Source organism: Spirochaetae bacterium HGW-Spirochaetae-1, from assembly GCA_002839375.1.
In the GTDB taxonomy this organism is placed as follows: Bacteria; Spirochaetota; UBA4802; order UBA4802; family UBA5550; genus PGXY01.
The window spans coordinates 360552-378845 of record PGXY01000010.1; the positions used below are offsets into that span (position 1 = coordinate 360552).

Below are 18294 nucleotides of genomic sequence, written 5' to 3' on the forward strand. Positions count from 1 at the left end.
TGCGGATAATTCTTTTTGTCAAGAAAGAATCATAAGGGAAATACATCTATTCGCCGGGGTATCCCACGATTATTTCAGACCTGGCTGCGGGATAGGTGTCCACCATGAAATAGGCGCGTGCCTTTCCCCGGAAACCCTTTTCTTCGAGATGAAGGGTTACTGTGCTGATCGTGCCATCCTCGCGGGACTCAACAAAAGTTTTCCGTGCGTAATTGGCCTGGACCGGCTTATTGGTTGCTGTGTCGACAAGAAGTATACCATAAACATGTTCTTCTCTTTTCAATTGGCCGCCGGATATTTTTGCCGAGACATATTCTTTTTCTGCGTGGAAGGAGACAGCCCCTGCATTCTCAGGTCCCGTTGTGTATCCTTTGCCGTGGAGCTTTAAATTACAGCCTCCGTAAATATTCATGAGACCCGTATCAAACTCCGACATGCCCGTCAGTTTTAGAAACTTGCCGTAAAATTTAATTTCATCACATCGGGCTATGGCGTTAAGGGCCGGTCTTGCGGAAATCGCTCCTGTCGCAGGATTTGCTTTAAAGGCCAGCCTGTACAGGGCGTATGGCATGTCCCAGGTCCCGTTGAAATCCAGGAGGAAACCGTCATAGTTGTACATGGTAACGAGCCCACGGTCATAATCCAGGATAAGAGGAAAACGGTCCTGCAGGGATGTGTCAGCCACGGTTTGTCCCGATTCACCGTCGAGCTTTCCCCTGATACCCCAGATTATGGCATTATTGCCTTTTCCTTCCACGATGCCGTAGAGATAGTGAAGGGAATCAAAGCCGATCTGGTTCCACGACGGGAGGATGGCCGGGCTCGGAGCTGCCAGGCGGCTCATTTCAAACATGGTAGAGGGATCTCCTGCTTTTACCGGTATCCGGTATGGCATGTTTCCATTTTTTCTGGGACGTACGCGGAATGAAAATGTCCGATCAAATTCGCCGCCCCTGTTGCCGCCGAAAAATTTCAACCCGAAGCGCGACAGTCCCGTGATATAGGGACCTTTCAGCCTGACCGCAAGCGTTCCGCCTTCGGGGCCCGTCCATGTCTCTCCGGGGATGATTGTTATAAACTGGCGATCGGCCGAAACCTTGACCCTGCCTTCGGTTCCGCCCGTGAAGGTAACCTCAAGGGAATTGCCGTCAATGGCAGCCAGAACCGTATCGCCGTTTTTTCTGACGAAAAGGGAGAAGGCCAGGGGTTCATTAGCGTCGATTTCTTTCGGCGCTTCAATCTGAAGGCCGCCGAAACGGGTAGTGAAGAAAAGGAAATTGCCGTCTTTCGGCAGATCCTCGCCGGGACCCGGGGTGCAGCGGACATCGGATTTTCCAGCCGTTGAGAGTGGATAGTCGTAGGGAATGAAAAATATCCCGCCGCTCTCTCCCGCTATGTAAACGCCCTGGCGCCCCAGTGCCGGCGATGCGTTGAGATCATTACGGTCTTCGTCGATGCAGCGGTATGCCCATCGGAGAGTACCATCGGGATTGATGCAGAAGAGCCGTCCTTCGCCGGAACCCACATAAATGACATCATCGGCATCGACTGCCGGTGACGACCTGATGGGCTCCCGCGTATCAAAGGCCCATTTGAGACTTCCATCGACGGGATTTATTGCATACACCGTGCCGTCGGCCGATGGCTGAATCACCGTGCCGTCCTTGAGCTGTGCGGGACTGGCATAGATATGCCCACGGGCGCCGAACTTCCATAGGGCGGAACCGTCTTCCTGGGCATAGGCCCTGAGTATGCCGTCAAATCCGCCCACGAGAGCGGCGCCGCGGGGACTGTCCGAGGTGAGCATGATGGTTGCCGCATTGGTTCCCAGGCCGCCGCTGGTCCACTGCTCCCGGGAACTTTCGCTGTCGTAGCAGAAAACATTTTTCAGGGCAGCAAAACAAGTGCCGAAAAATATCCTTCCTGTTTTGGTGTTCACCGCCGGCAAAGACCATACCATTTCATTGGCAAGGTACTGAGTTTTACCCATGCCAGTCTCCCTGTCCAGGGCATAAACCAGGTAATTATCATTGGGAGCCAGGAGGGTCCCATCGTGGAGCATGCCCACATTGCCTTCGAACCAGTTGAGATTGTAGGTCTTGAGATCGAATTTTTCCTTTACCTCCTGCGGAGAGTGGGCTTTGAATTTCCAGAGGAGAGTCCCCTTCAGGCGGTCAAAGGCGTAGACATGGCCGTCACCGGAGCCCACATAGACCCTGTGCTTATCATCGAGAAGTGCCGAGGAATCGATTATCTCTCCAGTGAGATGACGCCATTTAAGCTTACCAGTTTTATTAATGGCATAGAAATAATGATCGGCCGATCCGATATAGACGGTCCCGTCACCATCGACCACGGGAGAACTGAAAATACCCTTGCCGGTTTCATAGGCCCAGGGCCTGAGGCCGGATTTTTCAGGCATTACTTCACTCCGGCCGTTCTGAAGGGCATTGCAGCGGAATTTCGGCCAGGGGCTTCCCGGGTCAAGGGGGAGATCGTAGGTGAATTTTGCGTTATCCGCTGCCGTGGGTGAGGGCTCTGACCCCGGTTTCATGATATAGTCGGTACAGCTGATACATGACGATGATATATATAGAAGAAGGATGCAGATTGCTGTATAAAGGATATGGATTTTTTTAAATGTGTAGTTGGCACGAAAGTCTTTCCATGTCATGACGGGCCTCCTGGTAAATGAATATATATTCAGTTAAAGAGGAGGGGGTAAAAAAGTCAAGGACTATATACGTTATATATGATATGTGTTTCTGTTAATTCTTCTGCGATCGGTCCACATGGGCCCGTACCATGGCAATATCATACTGCTTCATGGCTCTGACGTGGGAATAATTCTGGTATACGGGGCGTATGTCCAGGGTCCATCCCGCCTTTTCAGCAGCCGAAATAAAGGTGGGTGCATCGGTGATATTATCCAGGAAGATAAGGGTGCCGCTGATGTTTACATAGGAATTTGATGAAATTTCTTCCAGCAGTCCCAGGGAAAGGCAATCCTGCAGGGGAACCTGGAGCCAGCTGTTTTCTGCATCTTCGTGCATGATATATTCGTTATTTTTCATATAGCTAATCCTCTAAGATATACTAAGAATATATTTGCGAAAAATTTCTATTACATTAACACTGTTTAAAATGACATTGCATATTAATCAACTCTTTATTGGTATAAATTCAGTTTTTTCTGTAAAAAAAGGAACGATATGAATATATTTTGAGGCTCTGACCCCTGCTGATTAATCCATGGCATTCATTACGGAGACCCCGGCTGATAAACTTATGCTGTATATAAATCGAAAGTAGCCACCCATGAGAGGGGTTGAAAATTCATGATTCTACGTGATCAGAAAAGACATTGACAGTGCCCGGGGGAGCTCCGATAAAATAGGAAAAATTCTTTTTCTATAAGTGCAGGAGGTTGAATATGGAATATGCGGGAACAATGCCGATTGCTGCAGCGGCGGGCGGATTTCTGCTTGGCGGGCTCACGATCTGGCTTATCATGAGCATGAGAGCCGGAAGGATCATGGTCTCCCTGCAGATTGAAAACGCATCGCTGCGAAAGGAAAAAGAGGCAGACCAGTCTAAGATCGAATGGTTGGAAAATGCCGAGAAGAAGATGAGGGATGTTTTCAGCGCCACGGCAACGGAGGCCCTGCGCAACAATTCTCAGCTTTTCATGCAGCAGTCCAGGGACCAACTGAGCGGTCTGCACTCTGTGATCCGCGGAGACTGGAATACCCATAAGGAAGAATTCAGAAATATCATCAATCCCATTGAAAAGGATCTGGACAGGCTGGACAGGCAAGTCAAGGTAATGGAGGAAAAACGTGAAGGAGCTTACAGGTCTATCGAGACCCACATACTTTCTTTAAGCAGGGCACATCAGGAGCTTCAACAGGCTGCCACAACCCTGTCGCAGGCACTTAAATCATCTTCCGTTCGGGGAAAATGGGGAGAAGTGCAGCTCAGGAGAATAGCCGAGATGGCGGGTATGATGGAGCATGTGGATTTTTCCGAACAGACCGCCACTGATACAGGGACCGGCCGTCCCGATATGATAGTGCGCCTGCCAGGCAAGGGGATTATACCCATCGATGCCAAGGCGCCCATGCGGGCGTATCTGGCCGCCAGCGAAGCCACGGGTGAGGAGGAAAGGCGGAGGTTTTTTGCAGAACATGCCAAGGCCCTGCGCAGCCATGTATCATTGCTCTCCAGGAAAGAATACTGGAGCCAGTTTGAGTCAAGCCCGGAATTTATTGTTATGCTCGTCCCCTATGAATCGGGGCTGTCGGCAGCCTTTGTCACAGATCCGGCCCTGCTTGACGACGCCCTGAATAACCGGGTTATCATCGTGTCGCCTGCGACCATGCTGGCTCTTCTAAAAGTAGTGTCCCTGGGATGGATGCAGCTGCATGTTTCGCAGAATGCCCGACAGATCGCCGATCAGGGGAAGGAGCTTTACAAGCGCCTCGGAGTGTTCACTGCCAGGTTCAACGATGTGGGGAGTAAAATTTCAGCATCGGTGAAAAGCTATAATGAAGCTGTCGCCTCCATGGAAGGCCGCCTCATTCCCGCAGCCCGCAGGCTGAAGGAGTTCGGCGCCGGTTCAGAGGAGGTGCCGGGGGGCGAAATGGTCGAAACCCAGGTGCGCGCCCCCCTACAGATGGATGATGAGGATTAAATTTCAGAGCCTATTGACCGCCTTTGTTCAAGATGAAGCCTTTTGAAGCGGGGCCCGTATCGGCCGGTGTTCCCGCGATGCGTGCCAGGAAAGAGGCCCCCAGTTTTTTGATATGGTCGTCGATATTATCAAAATAGTTGAAGTGTTCCTGTTCCTCGTCCACAATGACCTCAAATAGTTTCATGCTGGAGCTGTCGCCGTTTTCGCGGCATACCAGGATGAACTGGTTATATGCATCGATAGCATTATCCTCCAGGCCGGCATCAAAAGGGAAAACGGCTTCAACGGCCTGGCCCCGGGTCACTTCAGCAGCCTTTTCGGAAACGGGTTCTCCGCCCAATTCCTTTATGCGCTCGGCAAACATTTCGGCATGACGCATTTCGTCGATAGCGATGAGCTTCATGTTCGCTGCCAGTTCCCCGTAATCCATGTCGTCCAGGTTGTAATGCTGGTTCATGTACTGGTGTATCACATGCAGCTCCATGGATCTGGCCTTGTTAAGTACTTCGATCACTTTTTCCCGGCGTTTCTCTCTGTTGTTTTCAGCCATTATCAAACTCCTTTTTGTTTTAGTCATATTAGTGGCATACTATTTCACCACATTGAATCGGCGTGGGATTTAAGAATTTATTCTAGTACAGGAAGGTTAGTCGAAGTCAAGTTTCATTTTTTTAAGTAAAAAGTAAAAATTAAGGATATTTTTCCCAAAGGCGTGATTTTCTCAACAGGCATACTGCCCGATTTTTATGGAAAGTCTATAATACCCCTCTCCCTGTCTTGATACGGATTCAAATCGCAGAGACACCGAGGCTGCCACTGTAGTGGGATACCTCCAGGCCTGATCAATGGTGCAGGTGTATGGTCTCGCTGAAAAGCCCAGGAAGAAACACCAGCATCAGGATCAAGGTAATTGCCAGTACCAGTGACATGATCCTGCTCCCGGTATAAATATACGAATTGTAGCGGGAATATCAATGAAAGATGAGCCTGGAGTTTATTTTACCATTAATTTATTGACACGATTGGAAAAATCAAAGAATACTAGCTTATACACAGAGCTTCCGGTAAAATACAGGAATCAAATGCAAATAGTTAAATTAATATTTCCGCTTATATTCCTTGCCCTGTCAGGGGAATCGGGGTGTGAACGCGCCGATCTTTTCAATGAAATGAATGGACCAGCGGTGATGACCGATGCAAAGGCAATTACCTCCTTTTCATTTACAACCCTGGGAATTACGGCGACAATTGATGACATTGCGTATGCCATAACTGCCACGGTACCCTATGGAACGGATGTCACGGCCATGGTAGCCTCCTTTGCCACAACAGGGGCCTCAGTCCATATCGGGGCGACACTGCAGATAAGCGGGAGTACTCCCAATGATTTCAGCAGCCCCGTAACATATACTGTAACTGCCGGTGACGGTTCCATGCAGGATTATTCCGTCACTGTGAATATTGCCGCGGGAACACCCTATGAAATACTGCATGACACCGGGTCCAATTCGGCGTGGTTCGGTGGAGATGCCAATTATGCCGGTGGCCGCAACGTTGGCCAGGGACAGTCCGTACTTATAGACCAGGATATTATCCTGGAGAGCTTTTCAATTTCGATGGCAACACCCTTTGCAAACAATGTTGATTCAAGCACCGGCGATGTTACGCTCCGGCTGATCATACGGAATGCCGGCGGCGTCATGCTGGATTCAATTGATCTCGTAGTTCCCGCGTCATATTCGGGCGGCTGGATAACCTGGACTCCTATCAATATGAGTGTCGCCTCCGGTACGACTTTGATTTTTACGGCCTATCTTGTGGGCGGATATGATACAAATGAACTTACGGCCTACATAGATGCAAACCTTGTCACTGATTCATACAGCAACGGACGGAGATATGATATCAACGGGGCGTATACTGACGCCGCCATGGAAACGTGGTCCAACTGGGGGACGCAGGATTATGATCTTCATTTCTGGCTCCAGGGAATGATCCCATGAATAAGACCATTCCAGAATACTGCTTGTGTCCCATAGAAAAAAGTAATGAAAAATAGAGTTCTGCTAATAACAATCATTCTGCTGCCGGTCGTGATTACTTCAGTCAGGTCCGGACCCCGGATTAAACTCAATTCTTCGGAACATTACCGGACAATTCAGGGTGAGCTGGTTTTGAATATTGAAGTATATACACAGCACACAGAAAACAGGAATATAATTAAAGCCCCTGTTGTACTGCACTACAATATTAATAATCTGAAAATTTTTAACGCTGATGCAAAGAAGTATATTTCCCTTTTCAAAAAAGAAAAACCTTCCCTGGATATACCAGGAACAAGCCGGGCTTTCAATGAGAAGGGGAAGAAGATGAGCGGGCAGGCTATTTATGTTGAGGAATTTTCCCGGGGATATGAGGAAATCGGCGGTGAGCGCCGCATGGTCACGGAAAAATATGTCAGGGGAACGACACATCGCGGGATAGATTTTATACTGACCGTTCCCAATTTTATTGAAACGGTTACGAAAAATCCCGCATCATTTAAATATGTGATGATGCTCCGGGATGTAAAGGGTTCGGCAAAAGAAAGCATTGAGTCCGAAGGATATCAAAGGCTTTTAATTCCCGGAATGGGAGAACAGGTAATTACGTATGGACTGCATGCCGAATTCAGCCTGGATCAGCTTGTACATGACGGCATAAAGGAAAAAACAAAACTGCCAGAAATTGACGGGGAAAAACTCATAGATTTTCTTCTCAAACCGGCGGGTTTCACTGTTTTTGAGCTGCGTGGCGAAACGGAATTCACTCCTGAATCGGGCGGCGGAAAAGCCTTTTATTATGGTTCATTGATGCTGAAGGCGGATTTATAGTGAAGTGGGCTCACTCTATGTGTTCGCTTTATAAAGGTTTTTTTCTTTGATGTAATCATACACACCCGTCGGTAGCAGATCTGCGGGATCTTCCCCGCGGCTTATCATTATACGTAAATCCGTTGATGAAACAGTTTTAATATTATTGTCAAGATAGTGAATGGAAAATCCTTTGTCCGACAGCAAAGGGGGATTCAATTCCCTCCTGAAAACAAGGAATTCGGCAATCTGTTTTAATTCTTCAACCTTCCGCCATGTATGCAGGATCGGAAGCAGGTCATCGCCGATCATGATGATCGGTTTCTTCTCCGGATTGTATTTTTTATACAGATATTTTACAGTTTTGATGGTGTATGATATACCTGATCTTTCCGTTTCCCATGGTTCCAGCATGAAGGGGGTTCCCTTCAGGGCCAGACGGAGCATGTGTATGCGGTGGCGCGGCGCGATCATTGACTCATTGTTTTTATGAGGCGAGAGACGGGAAGGAACAAAAAGGATTTTATAGTCGGGATAGGTTTCAGCTGCCTTTTCCGCAATATACAGGTGCCCCCGATGTACGGGATTGAATGCTCCGCCGAATAGAATTATATTCATGACAGTATATGAGTTCCGTTTTTCATGTATAACACTAAAACTCTTCAAAGGTATTTGTAAAGGAAAATTTTAGCAGTACAAATGGGGAAAAATCGCTGGACAGAATGATCCGGGCACAGGTAATTTAGTGTAGATATTATTGGGAAAATGAAAACCTTTTTCCGGTATTAGGGGTCTTATAATTAAGGGAACTTTTAAAGAATATTCAGGGATATCTGTATATGAGTAAAAAGAATAATGGCTTCTTATATGAATTGTGTATTTTCTGTTTCAATTTCGTTTCGAAAATAATGCGACAGAAGCCCCACCTTCAGGGAAAGGAAAATCTGCAGAATCTTCCGGGACCGGTAATATTCACCGTCACCCACGACAGTTATTTTGAGATTCCCTCACTATCAAAAGTATATTATTCCCTGAAGCCCCGCCCGGGATTTCTCATAATGGGAAAGGATGATTTTTTAAGCGGTAACTACCTTGCCAGTAATTTCGGGAAAAAAAGTCGTGTCCTGAGGAGTCTGTTTACTCTCCTGGACAAAACGGGCCTTCCCGAGGCTTTTTTCAGAAGAATGCGCCTCATCACCATCCACCGGCCTTTTATCGAATCATATTCCAGGAAAAAAGCCGTGATCCGGAATGAGATAGGTGAAAAGATGTCGCAATTTAAAACTGAGCTGAAGGACGGCATGTCCACTCTTATTTTTCCCGAAGGTACAACCTGGGGCTACGGAGGATTGAAAAGACTCAGGAGCGGGATATATCAGCTGGTGTCGGGGGCTTATACGAACTTCAAGAGAAAGGTCTATATCCTGCCCATCAATGTCAAGGTAGACCGCTGCGTTAAGGGTAAAAAAGACATATTTATCCGTGTGGGAAAGCCGGAATTTTTTGTCAGATCAGCAGAGTCCTTTAATCATCACCTCGAAAAAATTATAAAAGGACTGCATACCATTACGCTGAGCCAGATAGCCTCCTTTTATCTCCGGCGCCTGGCAGAGTTGTATGATGCGGGGCAGGCCCCCCTGAGGATCACCCGTGATGATCTGCGCAGAGAACTGGAGGCCGTTGTGTCAAAGACCGCATCCATGGTAAAAGGCCGACGGCTGCCCTATATGGATGAAGGGCTTTTTGATTCACACTATCTTGCGAAAAAGACCGATGCCTTTATAAAATTCTGCCTCGACAAAGGTTATATTTTAAAAAATTCCCAGGGAGATACGCGCATCACCTTTATTGTTAATGCGAAAAGAATTCTGGATATGCATTCCATGAAAACATTCCGGAAACTCAATCCGCTGGGATTCAGCGCCAATGAACTCCTTTCGCTGGGAGAGGATAAAATACGGCATCTCTTCGATGATGTGATAAAAGATATTGTCCCTGCCTAAACAACCAATGAATAAAAAAAGGTCCCGGTTGTTTGGGACCTTTTTTTATTCTGTTTGCAGCCACTATGCTGTTTGTTTATGACGCGTGAATCGGTTTATGACCAGGTATACGACGCCGATGGATAAGGCGAAGAGCAGGGCATCGGTAACCATGAGGATGTAATTTCCCTTTTTCTGGTAATTGAAGAACAGTATCACCAGCGATGCCATGGTGGTGACCATCATGAATATCCCCGGCAGGAGCGTGAAGACAAATTTTTTCCCCCTCATCAGCAGCCAGCTCGAGACGGCAAAGAGGGCCAGGGCAGCCAGCAGCTGGTTGGCTGTACCGAAGATGGGCCACAGGGCGCTGAAGGCATTGCTGTAGGCCAGGACCCACATGAGAATAACTGACAGCCCCGAGTTGAACCAGAATTTTTTCATGATAGCGGGGGGATTTTTAAACAGGATTGCCCAGAGTTCTTCGAAAAGATAGCGGTTAAGGCGGACTGCCGTATCCAGTGTCGTAATGACAAAGCCCTCCACAAGAAGTATGCCGAATACGGTACTCAGGGAGATACGAATACCCAGTGCCTGGTTGAAGAGATGCCCGGCTCCCAGGGCAAAACCCAGGATGGGGTTTGATTTAACGCCGGGGTCCGTAGGCCATACAATTGATTTGTAATCGGCGAAAGAAAGGGTGGCTCCCAGGGCGATAAGTACGCACACTGCCAGGGCGGACTCGAGGAGCATGGCATTGAAGCCGACCTTGCGGGCATCTGTTTCATGTTCAAGCTGCTTGGATGTCGTTCCTCCCGATACAAGGGCATGAAATCCCGATATGGCTCCGCAGGCTATGGTTATGAACATCATGGGCCAGATCAGTCCCAGGCTTTTAACCCCCTCGTCGAGATTGAAATTGGGCATGGATATGACAAAGCCTTCCATGCCTCCCTTCAGTATGGCTACGAACATGAGGATGAGGCCGCCGAAAAGAATCTGCGAGTTGATGAAGTCTCTGGGCTGTAGAATAATCCATACCGGGGCTCCCGCTGCGAGAAAAACATAAACAGAGACAATTATCATCCATGTTTTAGCCGGCAGCGCTATGGGGTGAAGAATGCCCATATATACTGACAGGACGCATATTGCCGTTGCAAGGGGAATGGCGAGAAAAGAAGATATATTTTTTTTATAAATCAGCCATCCGAGAAAAGGCGATAAAAGAGTTATGAAAATAACCGACGTGGAGGCGATGCCGCCGATTTTTCCCATGACCACACCATCCACCGTCACAGTTTTAAGAATGGTGTCGGAATCGGTTACTCCCAGTTTGTCAACAGGCCAGAGCGAAGTGAGGGACATGGATGTGGCATTTAAAAATGACGATGTCACCAGGATTATCATGAGAATGGTAAAGGATATGAAAAGATTGAATCCCGTGTTCCCCATGGTTTTCTTTGCCACTTCCGCCATGGATTTGCCGCCCTCTTTCATGCAGATGAACAGACCGGTGAAGTCGTGAACGGCTCCCATAAATATGCCGCCCAGGACAACCCAGAGCCATGCCGGTATAAAGCCGTATAATATGGCTACCGTGGGGCCCAGGATGGGACCGGCCCCGGCGATGCTGGAAAAGTGGTGGGCAAAAACCACGTAGGCCTTCGTGGGCACATAATCCACGCCGTCATTGACTTTTTGCGCAGGAGTTGGACTGGAATCATCTTCACCCAGTGTTTTTGCTATGAAACGTGCATAAAAACGACCGGCGAAGAGGTACGCAATTATCGCAATTCCAAGATATACGAGAATATTCATAATGGAACCTCTGCAGGATAGTATTTACATGAGCATAAGTTAGTAATGGCAAACCGAATCTTGGCTGTCAAGAATGATATGGGCTGGCCTGGCAATATTTAAAAGGGGGATGGCCCTTTCGGGACACCCCCCTTTAATATCGGATGGAGGTCCTTTGAAAAAATGGATTAAGAGAGCATTATTTTTTTCTGATTAGAATGGCTATAAGGTTATTGTCAAGACCTCTGTTTTTCCTGCGGCATACCGTTCAGTATTGCCTGGGCATAGTCATTGCATCAGTCTGTGTGAGTCTTTTGTAATAATAATTCGGATCAAAGTGCGTCGTGATGCTGATAGCTCCATGAGGGCAGACCGCACCGCAGTCGAAACAAGCGACACAAAGAGTTGCTCCGCGTTTTGTTTTCTCCACGCAGGGGATGCCGTATTTACCGCCGCTTGCCTTCCCTGACAGGATGTCCATTTTTGTTACGGTTTCAGTCGACAGGCATCCTCCGGGGCAGATGGAAATGCAGATGCCGCACTCTCTGCATGTATTCGCATCGAAGATAAGATCACCGGAGTTGATCCCCCGGGGTGTATCGTAATCGGGAATCCGCAGTCTATCGAGAAGTGAATATTTAATCTTTTTCATATTATTCTCCCTGGTTGTCAAAAATAGGCTGTCCGCCGCTGCCTTTTCTATACCATTCCACTACCTGGGTCTCCCGGGGAACCATGCCGTCGGCCCGGGGTTTCTGCCAGCCCAGTGCCATGCAGACTTCAAGGCGGTAGGGGAATTTAATGCCGAACTGTTTTCTCCATTTCGGATAGTACATGAGCAGCTTGATCAGTCCTATCCAGCAACTGCCGGCTCCCAAACTATGGGCTGTGAGGGCCATGTTCTGACCGCAGATACCGATGTCGATGGCAGGCACAGAAACACCGCGCTTATCTTCTACAAGAAGGATGATAGTGGGGGCGCCGTGGAAAATAAGGGTTTTTCCCTGGGCTATCATGGACAGCAGACTGAAAGGGACGGCATGCAGTTCATTAGGAAGGACCCTGATGGATATTTTAGCCATGGGTTTGGTTATGAAACGTCTGAGTCGGCCGCCTCGTGTGTAATCCAGCAGGAACATGAAGAGCTTGGCTATCCGCAGTGCGTCCTTCTCCATTTTTGCCAGTATTTCCGGGTCATTTACTACGATAAAGCGCCAGGGCTGCATATTGCCCGCCGAAGGAGCGAACCTTCCGGCCTCGAGAATTCTCCGGATCATACTGTCGGGCAGCGGTTCCTTTTTGAAAGACCGGATGCTTCTCCGTTCCATGATTATTTTTTCAACGGCGTTCCACGGCATTCCTTCTCTGTATGTGCCAATCGGCGAAAAAGTTTCACTTGGTGCATTCATAGTTCCTCCGTATTAAATGATTCCATTAATTTTTTAAGCCGAGGTACCTGTCCATGATTCCTTTTTTATATCCCCATCCCAGTCCCCTGAAATAGAGTTCCGGATTCAGTCGCTTCATCACCCAGGAGAATTTTCCGTCAAGCTGCGTGATGACATAGAGCCGTCTTTTTTCGATTGATTTTATGATATGCAGGGCGATCTGTTCCGAGCTTGTTTTCGACTTCTCAAAGAAACGTTCTGCCAGAAGGCGCTGACGTTCATCGGGGGATTGGAACTGGTCCATGAGATTAGTTTTGAAAAAAGTGGGGCATACCACCGTGACGCCGATACCCGTCGGTTCCAGTTCCCCGCGCAGTGTTTCCGACAGGGAAATTACGGCGGCCTTGGTGACATTGTAGCACGACATCTCGGGCAGGGATGCTATCCCGGCATTGGAAGCTACATTGACAATGTATCCCGATCCCTGGTTTTTAAAAAAGGGGATAAAAGTTCGGCATCCGTATATGACACTCTTGAGGTTGATGGCCAGAATCCATTCCCACTCGTCGAGGGGAATTTTTTCCATGAAACCGGCGCCCGCCACTCCTGCATTGTTTACAAGAATATCAACGCCGCCCCATTCCTTCATGACCAGGTCTTTTAGTTTTTCCAGGTTCATGGGAACAGTGACATCGCAGGGAGCTTCAAGAGCTTTTCCTCCCGCCTCGTTTACCATGGCGGCAGTTTCCTTTATTCGTTTTTTGTCGATATCGGCAATAGCTATACGCCATCCCTTCATGGCGAATTCCAGGGCCAGGGCCCTGCCCAGGCCGCTGCCGGCTCCGGTAATGATAATCCGTTTTTCCGGAAATTTATTGTCTATCTTCAAGTAAGGACTCCTTGCTTTTATATATTTTCATCGATAATGCCGGCGATGTACTTGATCTTCTTCAGGGGAACCATTCCCAGCAGGCACTGGGCCTGGCGCGCGTCACGCATACGTTTTTCCTGGGGATAATCCTTGGTGTAGCCATTGCCCCCGAAGAGCTGCACGCCGTCCGTTGCCGATCGTGTGGCCATTTCGCCCACATGGATCGCTGCTGCCAGGGATGTATCCCCCCATCCCGTACAGCCGTTCTCCAGTTCCTGCCCGGCCCGTGCCAGGACTGATTCTCCTATCTTAACTTCAATGGCCATGTTGGCCAGTAGCATGCGTACCTGGGGCCAGTCAATGATCTGGCGGCCTCCCTGATACCGGTCCGCCGTATATTGCAGGGCCGATTGAAGGGAGCCCTTCATGATGCCGAGAGAAACAGCTGCGGCACACAGCCCCATGTTTTTCTGCATGGCGTCAAAATAAGTATTTCCTTTGCCATGCGAGCCTATCAATAATGCATCTGCTCCATTCAGGGTTATATCCACGGCCGGGCATGTGTGAAATCCCAGGCTCAGGATTGGATCTGATTTGACGACTCCATGGCTGGAGAGATTGACCAGGTACAAAGAATAATCATGAGTGTCCGGTTTTTGAGCCGGGATAACGGCATAGTCGGCAAAATTTCCCAGCACAAGGTACCGGGCTATGCCCCATAGTTTCCCATTTGCATCAACTTCAGGTATTTCCATCTCGGCAGGACTCGCATAGGACTGGAAAGCCAGGGGAGCCGTGCCAAGAGAGGTGATGGCTGCATATACCTGTGCGCAGTCCGTTTCCTCCGAGGCCTGGCGGATGATTTCCAGGGCCGCCGCATTGGTGAAAACGACTCCTGCCAGGCCGGCTTCATGCTGTGACAGCTGTTCCAGAATGACTGCCACCATATGGGTATTCATGTCAACGCCGCCATACCGGGAGTTCAGGTTTATGCCATAAAATCCCACTGTCCCCGCATCAGCTATGGCATCGGTATACAGTTCCGTAAAAGGATAGCGGTCATGTTCTTCTATATTTTCCACGAGTTTTTTCAGGGCAAGGTCATGGGCGAGTTCGGCAAAGGCCTGACGTTCATCGCAGAGGTTATCGTTTAATTGCTGTGTTGTCATAACGTTCATTTCATTCCTCCTCACTGATTATTTAAAGAATTCGACTTCAGGTTTGTCATTGGCAACGAGACAGTAGAACATATTCATTCGATTGATATCATTGGTGCTCTCGTATATCTGCTGGAGCTTTGCATCCCTGAAAAACTTTTCTGCGCTGTTCTCATGGCGCAGGCCGTCGGCTCCCATGAGGTCCATGGCCAGGTTGGCGTTCACCACGCCCAGGTCGCTGCATGCGAACTTCGAAAGCGATCCCCAGCCCGATGCAATGTTTCTTTCCTCGTTCGTATAGCTGTGATAGTATACATGCCGGAGAATTTTTGTGGCAATCTTCAACCTCAGTACGGGTGAGATGAGCCGAAAATACCATCGCGGCATGAGATTGATAAAGGCGTGAACGGGCTTAATGAAAAGGAGTTTAAAAAGACCGTTAAGTGTCAATGAATAGACGCTTTCCATGTAGGCTGTGCGTGAAATATTTACATTACGGTACATATCGGTGAGAATGATCTGGGCCCACTGGTGGTTTATAAGAAGCCTGCCGTTGATCTTTTTATGACGGGCATAATCCAGGGTCTTTTCGTAGGCGCCGCGTGCCATGCCCGTGGCAATGGCAGCCACGCCGGTCCGTGTGCTGGCCGTAACATGATCGACGATGGTATGGCCGGCCCAGCGGGAACCTTTGCCGTTTTTAAATTCCGGGTCCTGGGCCCTGAAGGAGATCATGTTGTCGGGGATGAAGCAGTCGTCGAAGAGGAGTTCACTGGCGCAACAGGCCAGCTGACCCATTTTCCGCTCATGGGTTCCGAAGCTGAATCCCTTGGTTCCGTTGGGTACCACGAACTGAATCCATGATTCACCCCTGTTGTTCTTGTCCTCCTGAAAATTGGCGATATGCCAGTGGGAAAGATGACCGTTCGATATGAATATTTTTTTTCCGTTGATGACATAACCGCCCTTTACTTTCTCCACGGAGGAATCGGGTCGTGCGTGGTCTATGAGAAGCGGTTCCTGCACGTCCGTTCCCGATGAGGGCTCGGTGACGACGATGGTGCAGAGACGGGGTTTTCCTTCTTTTTCACTTTTTGTCACATCCCAGAATACTTTTCTCATTATCCCGGCATGCATGCTGGGGAAAAGCGTAGCCGCTCCGCAGTAATGCAGGTTTATGACATGGCCAAGGCCGGCACAGCTTATGGATATTTCTTCTATGAAAGGGTACATGGCAAGGAAGTTGACTCCCTGTCCGCCGAAGAGTTTCGGTATAAACATGGTGTACAGGCCCCACTGCGCTGCTTTTTGGGCGAATTCATAGGGCAGATAATTGTGGTCCTCCATACAGCGCCGGTCCGTATCAAGGGCGATGGGTTTTATGACTGTATCATTGAATTTCCTCGCGATGGCAATGGCCCTTTCTACATCCTTGTGGGTGCTTCTGAGAATTTTGTGCTGACATTCCAGGCTATTGTAACACTCCGCAATTGTCGGTCCGTCCGATAAAATCCGTCGCTGCTCTTTGCTGCCGATATTCCAGGGTTTCATGGATACCTCCTGATTTTTTTTAATGTAGCATGCCTTTTGTTATGCTTCAATGTATTTAATTTCTATTTAAATTATACACCCTTTCCGGAATGTTGAAAAAATAATTATGCCACAGAGTCACAGAGACACGGAGAAATATCCTTTTATCCTCTTTTATCCACTGTCATTCTCTATTAAACAAACTAACTACAATCACTATGTGTATTATGTGAAGATTATATTGATAAAATTTTACGTTACCTTTTAAAACTCTCTTTGTCTCCGAGCCTCTGTGGCGACATATTTTATGATTTTATTTCACTACAATTAAGGAAAGTTCAGGAAATCATGGATATCTCTATATATTCGCTTTTCTGTGAGTCAAAGGTTCCGGGAATAATCCCGGCTTTTTCCAGTTCTTTCTTGATGATCCGCTGAGTTTCGGTCCTGGGAAATTCCTTGACGATCTTAACAAAGCGGGGAACGGCGAATTTAGGGAGATCTTCCCTGAGAAAACTGATGAGTTCGCTTTCCTCCAGGTCCTTTCCGTCCACGAGAGAGATAGAAACCATTATTTCATCCTCGGCCAGTTCCGACGGTACGGCATAGACGGCGGCTTCGAGGACATGGGGATGTTTCTGAATGGCATGCTCCACTTCATAAGCCGACACGTTTTCTCCTTTTATCCGCATGAACTCGGCATTGCGTCCCACGAAGTAGAGATATCCTTTACGGTCCTTCCTGACCAGGTCGCCGGTGAAAATCCAGCCGTCACGGAGCTTTTCATTGCCGGCCTTTTCGTTTTTGAAATATTCCACAGACTTCCTTTCACCCCGCGATGCGAAGATGAGTTGTCCAGGAGTTCCAACGGGAACATCATTCATCTCATTGTCAACGAGGCGGTACTGGACGCCGGGGCTGGGTTTGCCTATGGAACCGACAGGCGCGTTGCCCAGGTTCATGATGCTTTTGCCGCCGCCGTCAACAGCGCCATATCCTTCGAATATTTTTACACTGAACCTTTTTTCGAATTTAGGCCATTCATCGGCAGGGCAGGCCGCAGAGAAGATAAAGCGGACATTGTTTTTATTGTCCGTGTCCCGTTCCGGCTGTTTTATGAGAATGGGGATAATGGCGCCGATGGTGTTAAAGGACGTCACGTTGTACTTTCGTATGTCGTCCCAGTAACGGCTTGCAGAGAATTTTTTCGCCAGGACGACCCTGGCACCGCGATGCATGCCCTGGGTCACCGTAAGGAAAAGGGCGTTGCCGTGAAAAAGGGGCAGGCAGGTGTACAGTATGTCGGACTTTTTATACAGGGCATTGGCCGGAATGGAGAGAAGTTTTACCGTGCTCTTGCCGTAGCGGTACAGCACCCCCTTGGGAAGTCCCGTGGTTCCCGAGGTGTAGAGTATGAAACATATGTCATTTTTATCATAGTGTCCTTCAGGCTTGTGTGTTGAGTACGTGTACGAAGTACCGAAGGGTATCATGCTGCCGGTGAAAGATGAATCGTCCGTGTCGCGGTCCGTATTGACTATAATGGTTTTGATGTTTTCTACCCGGTCGGCGATTCTTTTGTAGGTTTCCAGGAATTCTCCATCGATAACCAGGTATTCCGCGTCGCTGTGGTTCAGGATATACAGAAGGCTGTCGCCGCGAAGCGATGTATTGACGGGAATGGAATACATGCCGATTTTCTGTACGCCGAAGAACACATCGAGGAATCGGGGTGAATTGCCCATCATAATGGCAACGCCTTTGCCGCGGCCGCTTTCAAGACTGAGGAAAAAATTGGCCACGCGGTTGGCGTTGGCATCCATCTTTCGGTTAGTATATGTTTCGTCCTCGAATATGAGAAAGGGACGTTCGGGATACCGGGAGGCTTTTTCCTCTAATAGTTCCGCCCAGGACATATCCTCGGTGATTTCTTTTATCTTTACCATACTTGATAAATTTTTACGGAATGTGCCGCGCCGCATTTCAGCGTAGAAAAACATCAGTACGGATTTTGAGAAAAGTAA

At 48.4% G+C, this 18294-nt stretch carries 15 protein-coding genes; 4 read left to right on the top strand and 11 right to left on the bottom strand.

The annotated features are described in order from the left end of the window. Positions 1-46: 46 nt before the first annotated feature. Together CVV44_20630 and CVV44_20635 are read right to left on the bottom strand one after the other, a co-directional pair. Positions 47-2674 (bottom strand): hypothetical protein, encoded by a 2628-nt coding sequence (locus CVV44_20630; GenBank protein ID PKL35924.1) that lies wholly within the window; start codon positions 2672-2674, stop codon positions 47-49. 94 nt (positions 2675-2768) lie between these two features. Further along, positions 2769-3074: a hypothetical protein gene (locus CVV44_20635; protein PKL35925.1), complete on the bottom strand. Its 306-nt coding sequence runs from the start codon at positions 3072-3074 to the stop codon at positions 2769-2771. A gap of 359 nt (positions 3075-3433) precedes the next feature. On the opposite strand from CVV44_20635, the gene CVV44_20640 reads away from it, so the two are divergent. Further along, the gene (locus CVV44_20640; protein PKL35926.1) at positions 3434-4693 is read left to right on the top strand and encodes a DNA recombination protein RmuC; all 1260 of its coding nucleotides are present in this window, start codon (positions 3434-3436) and stop codon (positions 4691-4693) included. A gap of 10 nt (positions 4694-4703) precedes the next feature. Here the strand turns inward: CVV44_20640 and CVV44_20645 are convergent, their stop codons facing one another. After that, positions 4704-5243 carry a bacterioferritin gene (locus tag CVV44_20645; protein PKL35927.1) on the bottom strand — a complete coding sequence of 180 codons (540 nt, stop codon included), beginning with the start codon at positions 5241-5243 and terminating at the stop codon, positions 4704-4706. A gap of 532 nt (positions 5244-5775) precedes the next feature. Here CVV44_20645 and CVV44_20650 point away from each other — a divergent pair. After that, complete coding sequence (locus tag CVV44_20650) at positions 5776-6696, top strand: hypothetical protein (GenBank protein PKL35928.1); 921 nt, start codon at positions 5776-5778, stop codon at positions 6694-6696. A gap of 45 nt (positions 6697-6741) precedes the next feature. Next, positions 6742-7566, top strand: coding sequence for a hypothetical protein (locus tag CVV44_20655; GenBank protein ID PKL35929.1), 825 nt, complete (start codon positions 6742-6744; stop codon positions 7564-7566). 15 nt (positions 7567-7581) lie between these two features. Here CVV44_20655 and nadD read toward each other — a convergent pair whose 3' ends face one another. Then, positions 7582-8163 (bottom strand): nicotinate (nicotinamide) nucleotide adenylyltransferase, encoded by a 582-nt coding sequence (nadD, locus tag CVV44_20660; GenBank protein ID PKL35930.1) that lies wholly within the window; start codon positions 8161-8163, stop codon positions 7582-7584. A gap of 221 nt (positions 8164-8384) precedes the next feature. Here nadD and CVV44_20665 point away from each other — a divergent pair, with 221 nt between their 5' ends. Continuing rightward, positions 8385-9548: a hypothetical protein gene (locus tag CVV44_20665; protein PKL35931.1), complete on the top strand. Its 1164-nt coding sequence runs from the start codon at positions 8385-8387 to the stop codon at positions 9546-9548. Between the two features lie 63 nt (positions 9549-9611). Here CVV44_20665 and CVV44_20670 read toward each other — a convergent pair whose 3' ends face one another. From CVV44_20670 to CVV44_20700, 7 genes are all read right to left on the bottom strand, one after another. Then, positions 9612-11345: a carbon starvation protein A gene (locus CVV44_20670; protein ID PKL35932.1), complete on the bottom strand. Its 1734-nt coding sequence runs from the start codon at positions 11343-11345 to the stop codon at positions 9612-9614. Between the two features lie 247 nt (positions 11346-11592). Next, the gene (locus tag CVV44_20675; GenBank protein PKL35933.1) at positions 11593-11976 is read right to left on the bottom strand and encodes a hypothetical protein; all 384 of its coding nucleotides are present in this window, start codon (positions 11974-11976) and stop codon (positions 11593-11595) included. A 1-nt stretch (position 11977) separates the two neighbouring features. Further along, positions 11978-12733: a nitroreductase gene (locus tag CVV44_20680; protein PKL35934.1), complete on the bottom strand. Its 756-nt coding sequence runs from the start codon at positions 12731-12733 to the stop codon at positions 11978-11980. A 25-nt stretch (positions 12734-12758) separates the two neighbouring features. Then, the gene (locus CVV44_20685; GenBank protein PKL35963.1) at positions 12759-13595 is read right to left on the bottom strand and encodes a short chain dehydrogenase; all 837 of its coding nucleotides are present in this window, start codon (positions 13593-13595) and stop codon (positions 12759-12761) included. A gap of 23 nt (positions 13596-13618) precedes the next feature. Then, a complete protein-coding gene (locus CVV44_20690; GenBank protein PKL35935.1) occupies positions 13619-14761 on the bottom strand; it encodes an acyl-CoA dehydrogenase in 1143 nt (380 codons plus the stop codon). Between the two features lie 18 nt (positions 14762-14779). Next, positions 14780-16291, bottom strand: a complete 1512-nt coding sequence (locus tag CVV44_20695) for an acyl-CoA dehydrogenase (GenBank protein ID PKL35936.1) — start codon at positions 16289-16291, stop codon at positions 14780-14782. Positions 16292-16608: 317 nt separating this feature from the next. Next, positions 16609-18270: an AMP-dependent synthetase gene (locus CVV44_20700; GenBank protein ID PKL35964.1), complete on the bottom strand. Its 1662-nt coding sequence runs from the start codon at positions 18268-18270 to the stop codon at positions 16609-16611. Between the last annotated feature and the right edge of the window lie 24 nt (positions 18271-18294).

Bases quoted from the DNA above. Each gene is read 5' to 3' on its own strand.
- CVV44_20630 (PKL35924.1), bottom strand. From the start codon at position 2,674: ATGACATGGAAAGACTTTCGTGCCAACTACACATTTAAAAAAATCCAT.
- CVV44_20635 (PKL35925.1), bottom strand. From the start codon at position 3,074: ATGAAAAATAACGAATATATCATGCACGAAGATGCAGAAAACAGCTGG.
- CVV44_20640 (PKL35926.1), top strand. From the start codon at position 3,434: ATGGAATATGCGGGAACAATGCCGATTGCTGCAGCGGCGGGCGGATTT.
- CVV44_20645 (PKL35927.1), bottom strand. From the start codon at position 5,243: ATGGCTGAAAACAACAGAGAGAAACGCCGGGAAAAAGTGATCGAAGTA.
- CVV44_20650 (PKL35928.1), top strand. From the start codon at position 5,776: ATGCAAATAGTTAAATTAATATTTCCGCTTATATTCCTTGCCCTGTCA.
- CVV44_20655 (PKL35929.1), top strand. From the start codon at position 6,742: ATGAAAAATAGAGTTCTGCTAATAACAATCATTCTGCTGCCGGTCGTG.
- nadD (PKL35930.1), bottom strand. From the start codon at position 8,163: ATGAATATAATTCTATTCGGCGGAGCATTCAATCCCGTACATCGGGGG.
- CVV44_20665 (PKL35931.1), top strand. From the start codon at position 8,385: ATGAGTAAAAAGAATAATGGCTTCTTATATGAATTGTGTATTTTCTGT.
- CVV44_20670 (PKL35932.1), bottom strand. From the start codon at position 11,345: ATGAATATTCTCGTATATCTTGGAATTGCGATAATTGCGTACCTCTTC.
- CVV44_20675 (PKL35933.1), bottom strand. From the start codon at position 11,976: ATGAAAAAGATTAAATATTCACTTCTCGATAGACTGCGGATTCCCGAT.
- CVV44_20680 (PKL35934.1), bottom strand. From the start codon at position 12,733: ATGAATGCACCAAGTGAAACTTTTTCGCCGATTGGCACATACAGAGAA.
- CVV44_20690 (PKL35935.1), bottom strand. From the start codon at position 14,761: ATGAACGTTATGACAACACAGCAATTAAACGATAACCTCTGCGATGAA.
- CVV44_20695 (PKL35936.1), bottom strand. From the start codon at position 16,291: ATGAAACCCTGGAATATCGGCAGCAAAGAGCAGCGACGGATTTTATCG.
- CVV44_20700 (PKL35964.1), bottom strand. From the start codon at position 18,270: ATGTTTTTCTACGCTGAAATGCGGCGCGGCACATTCCGTAAAAATTTA.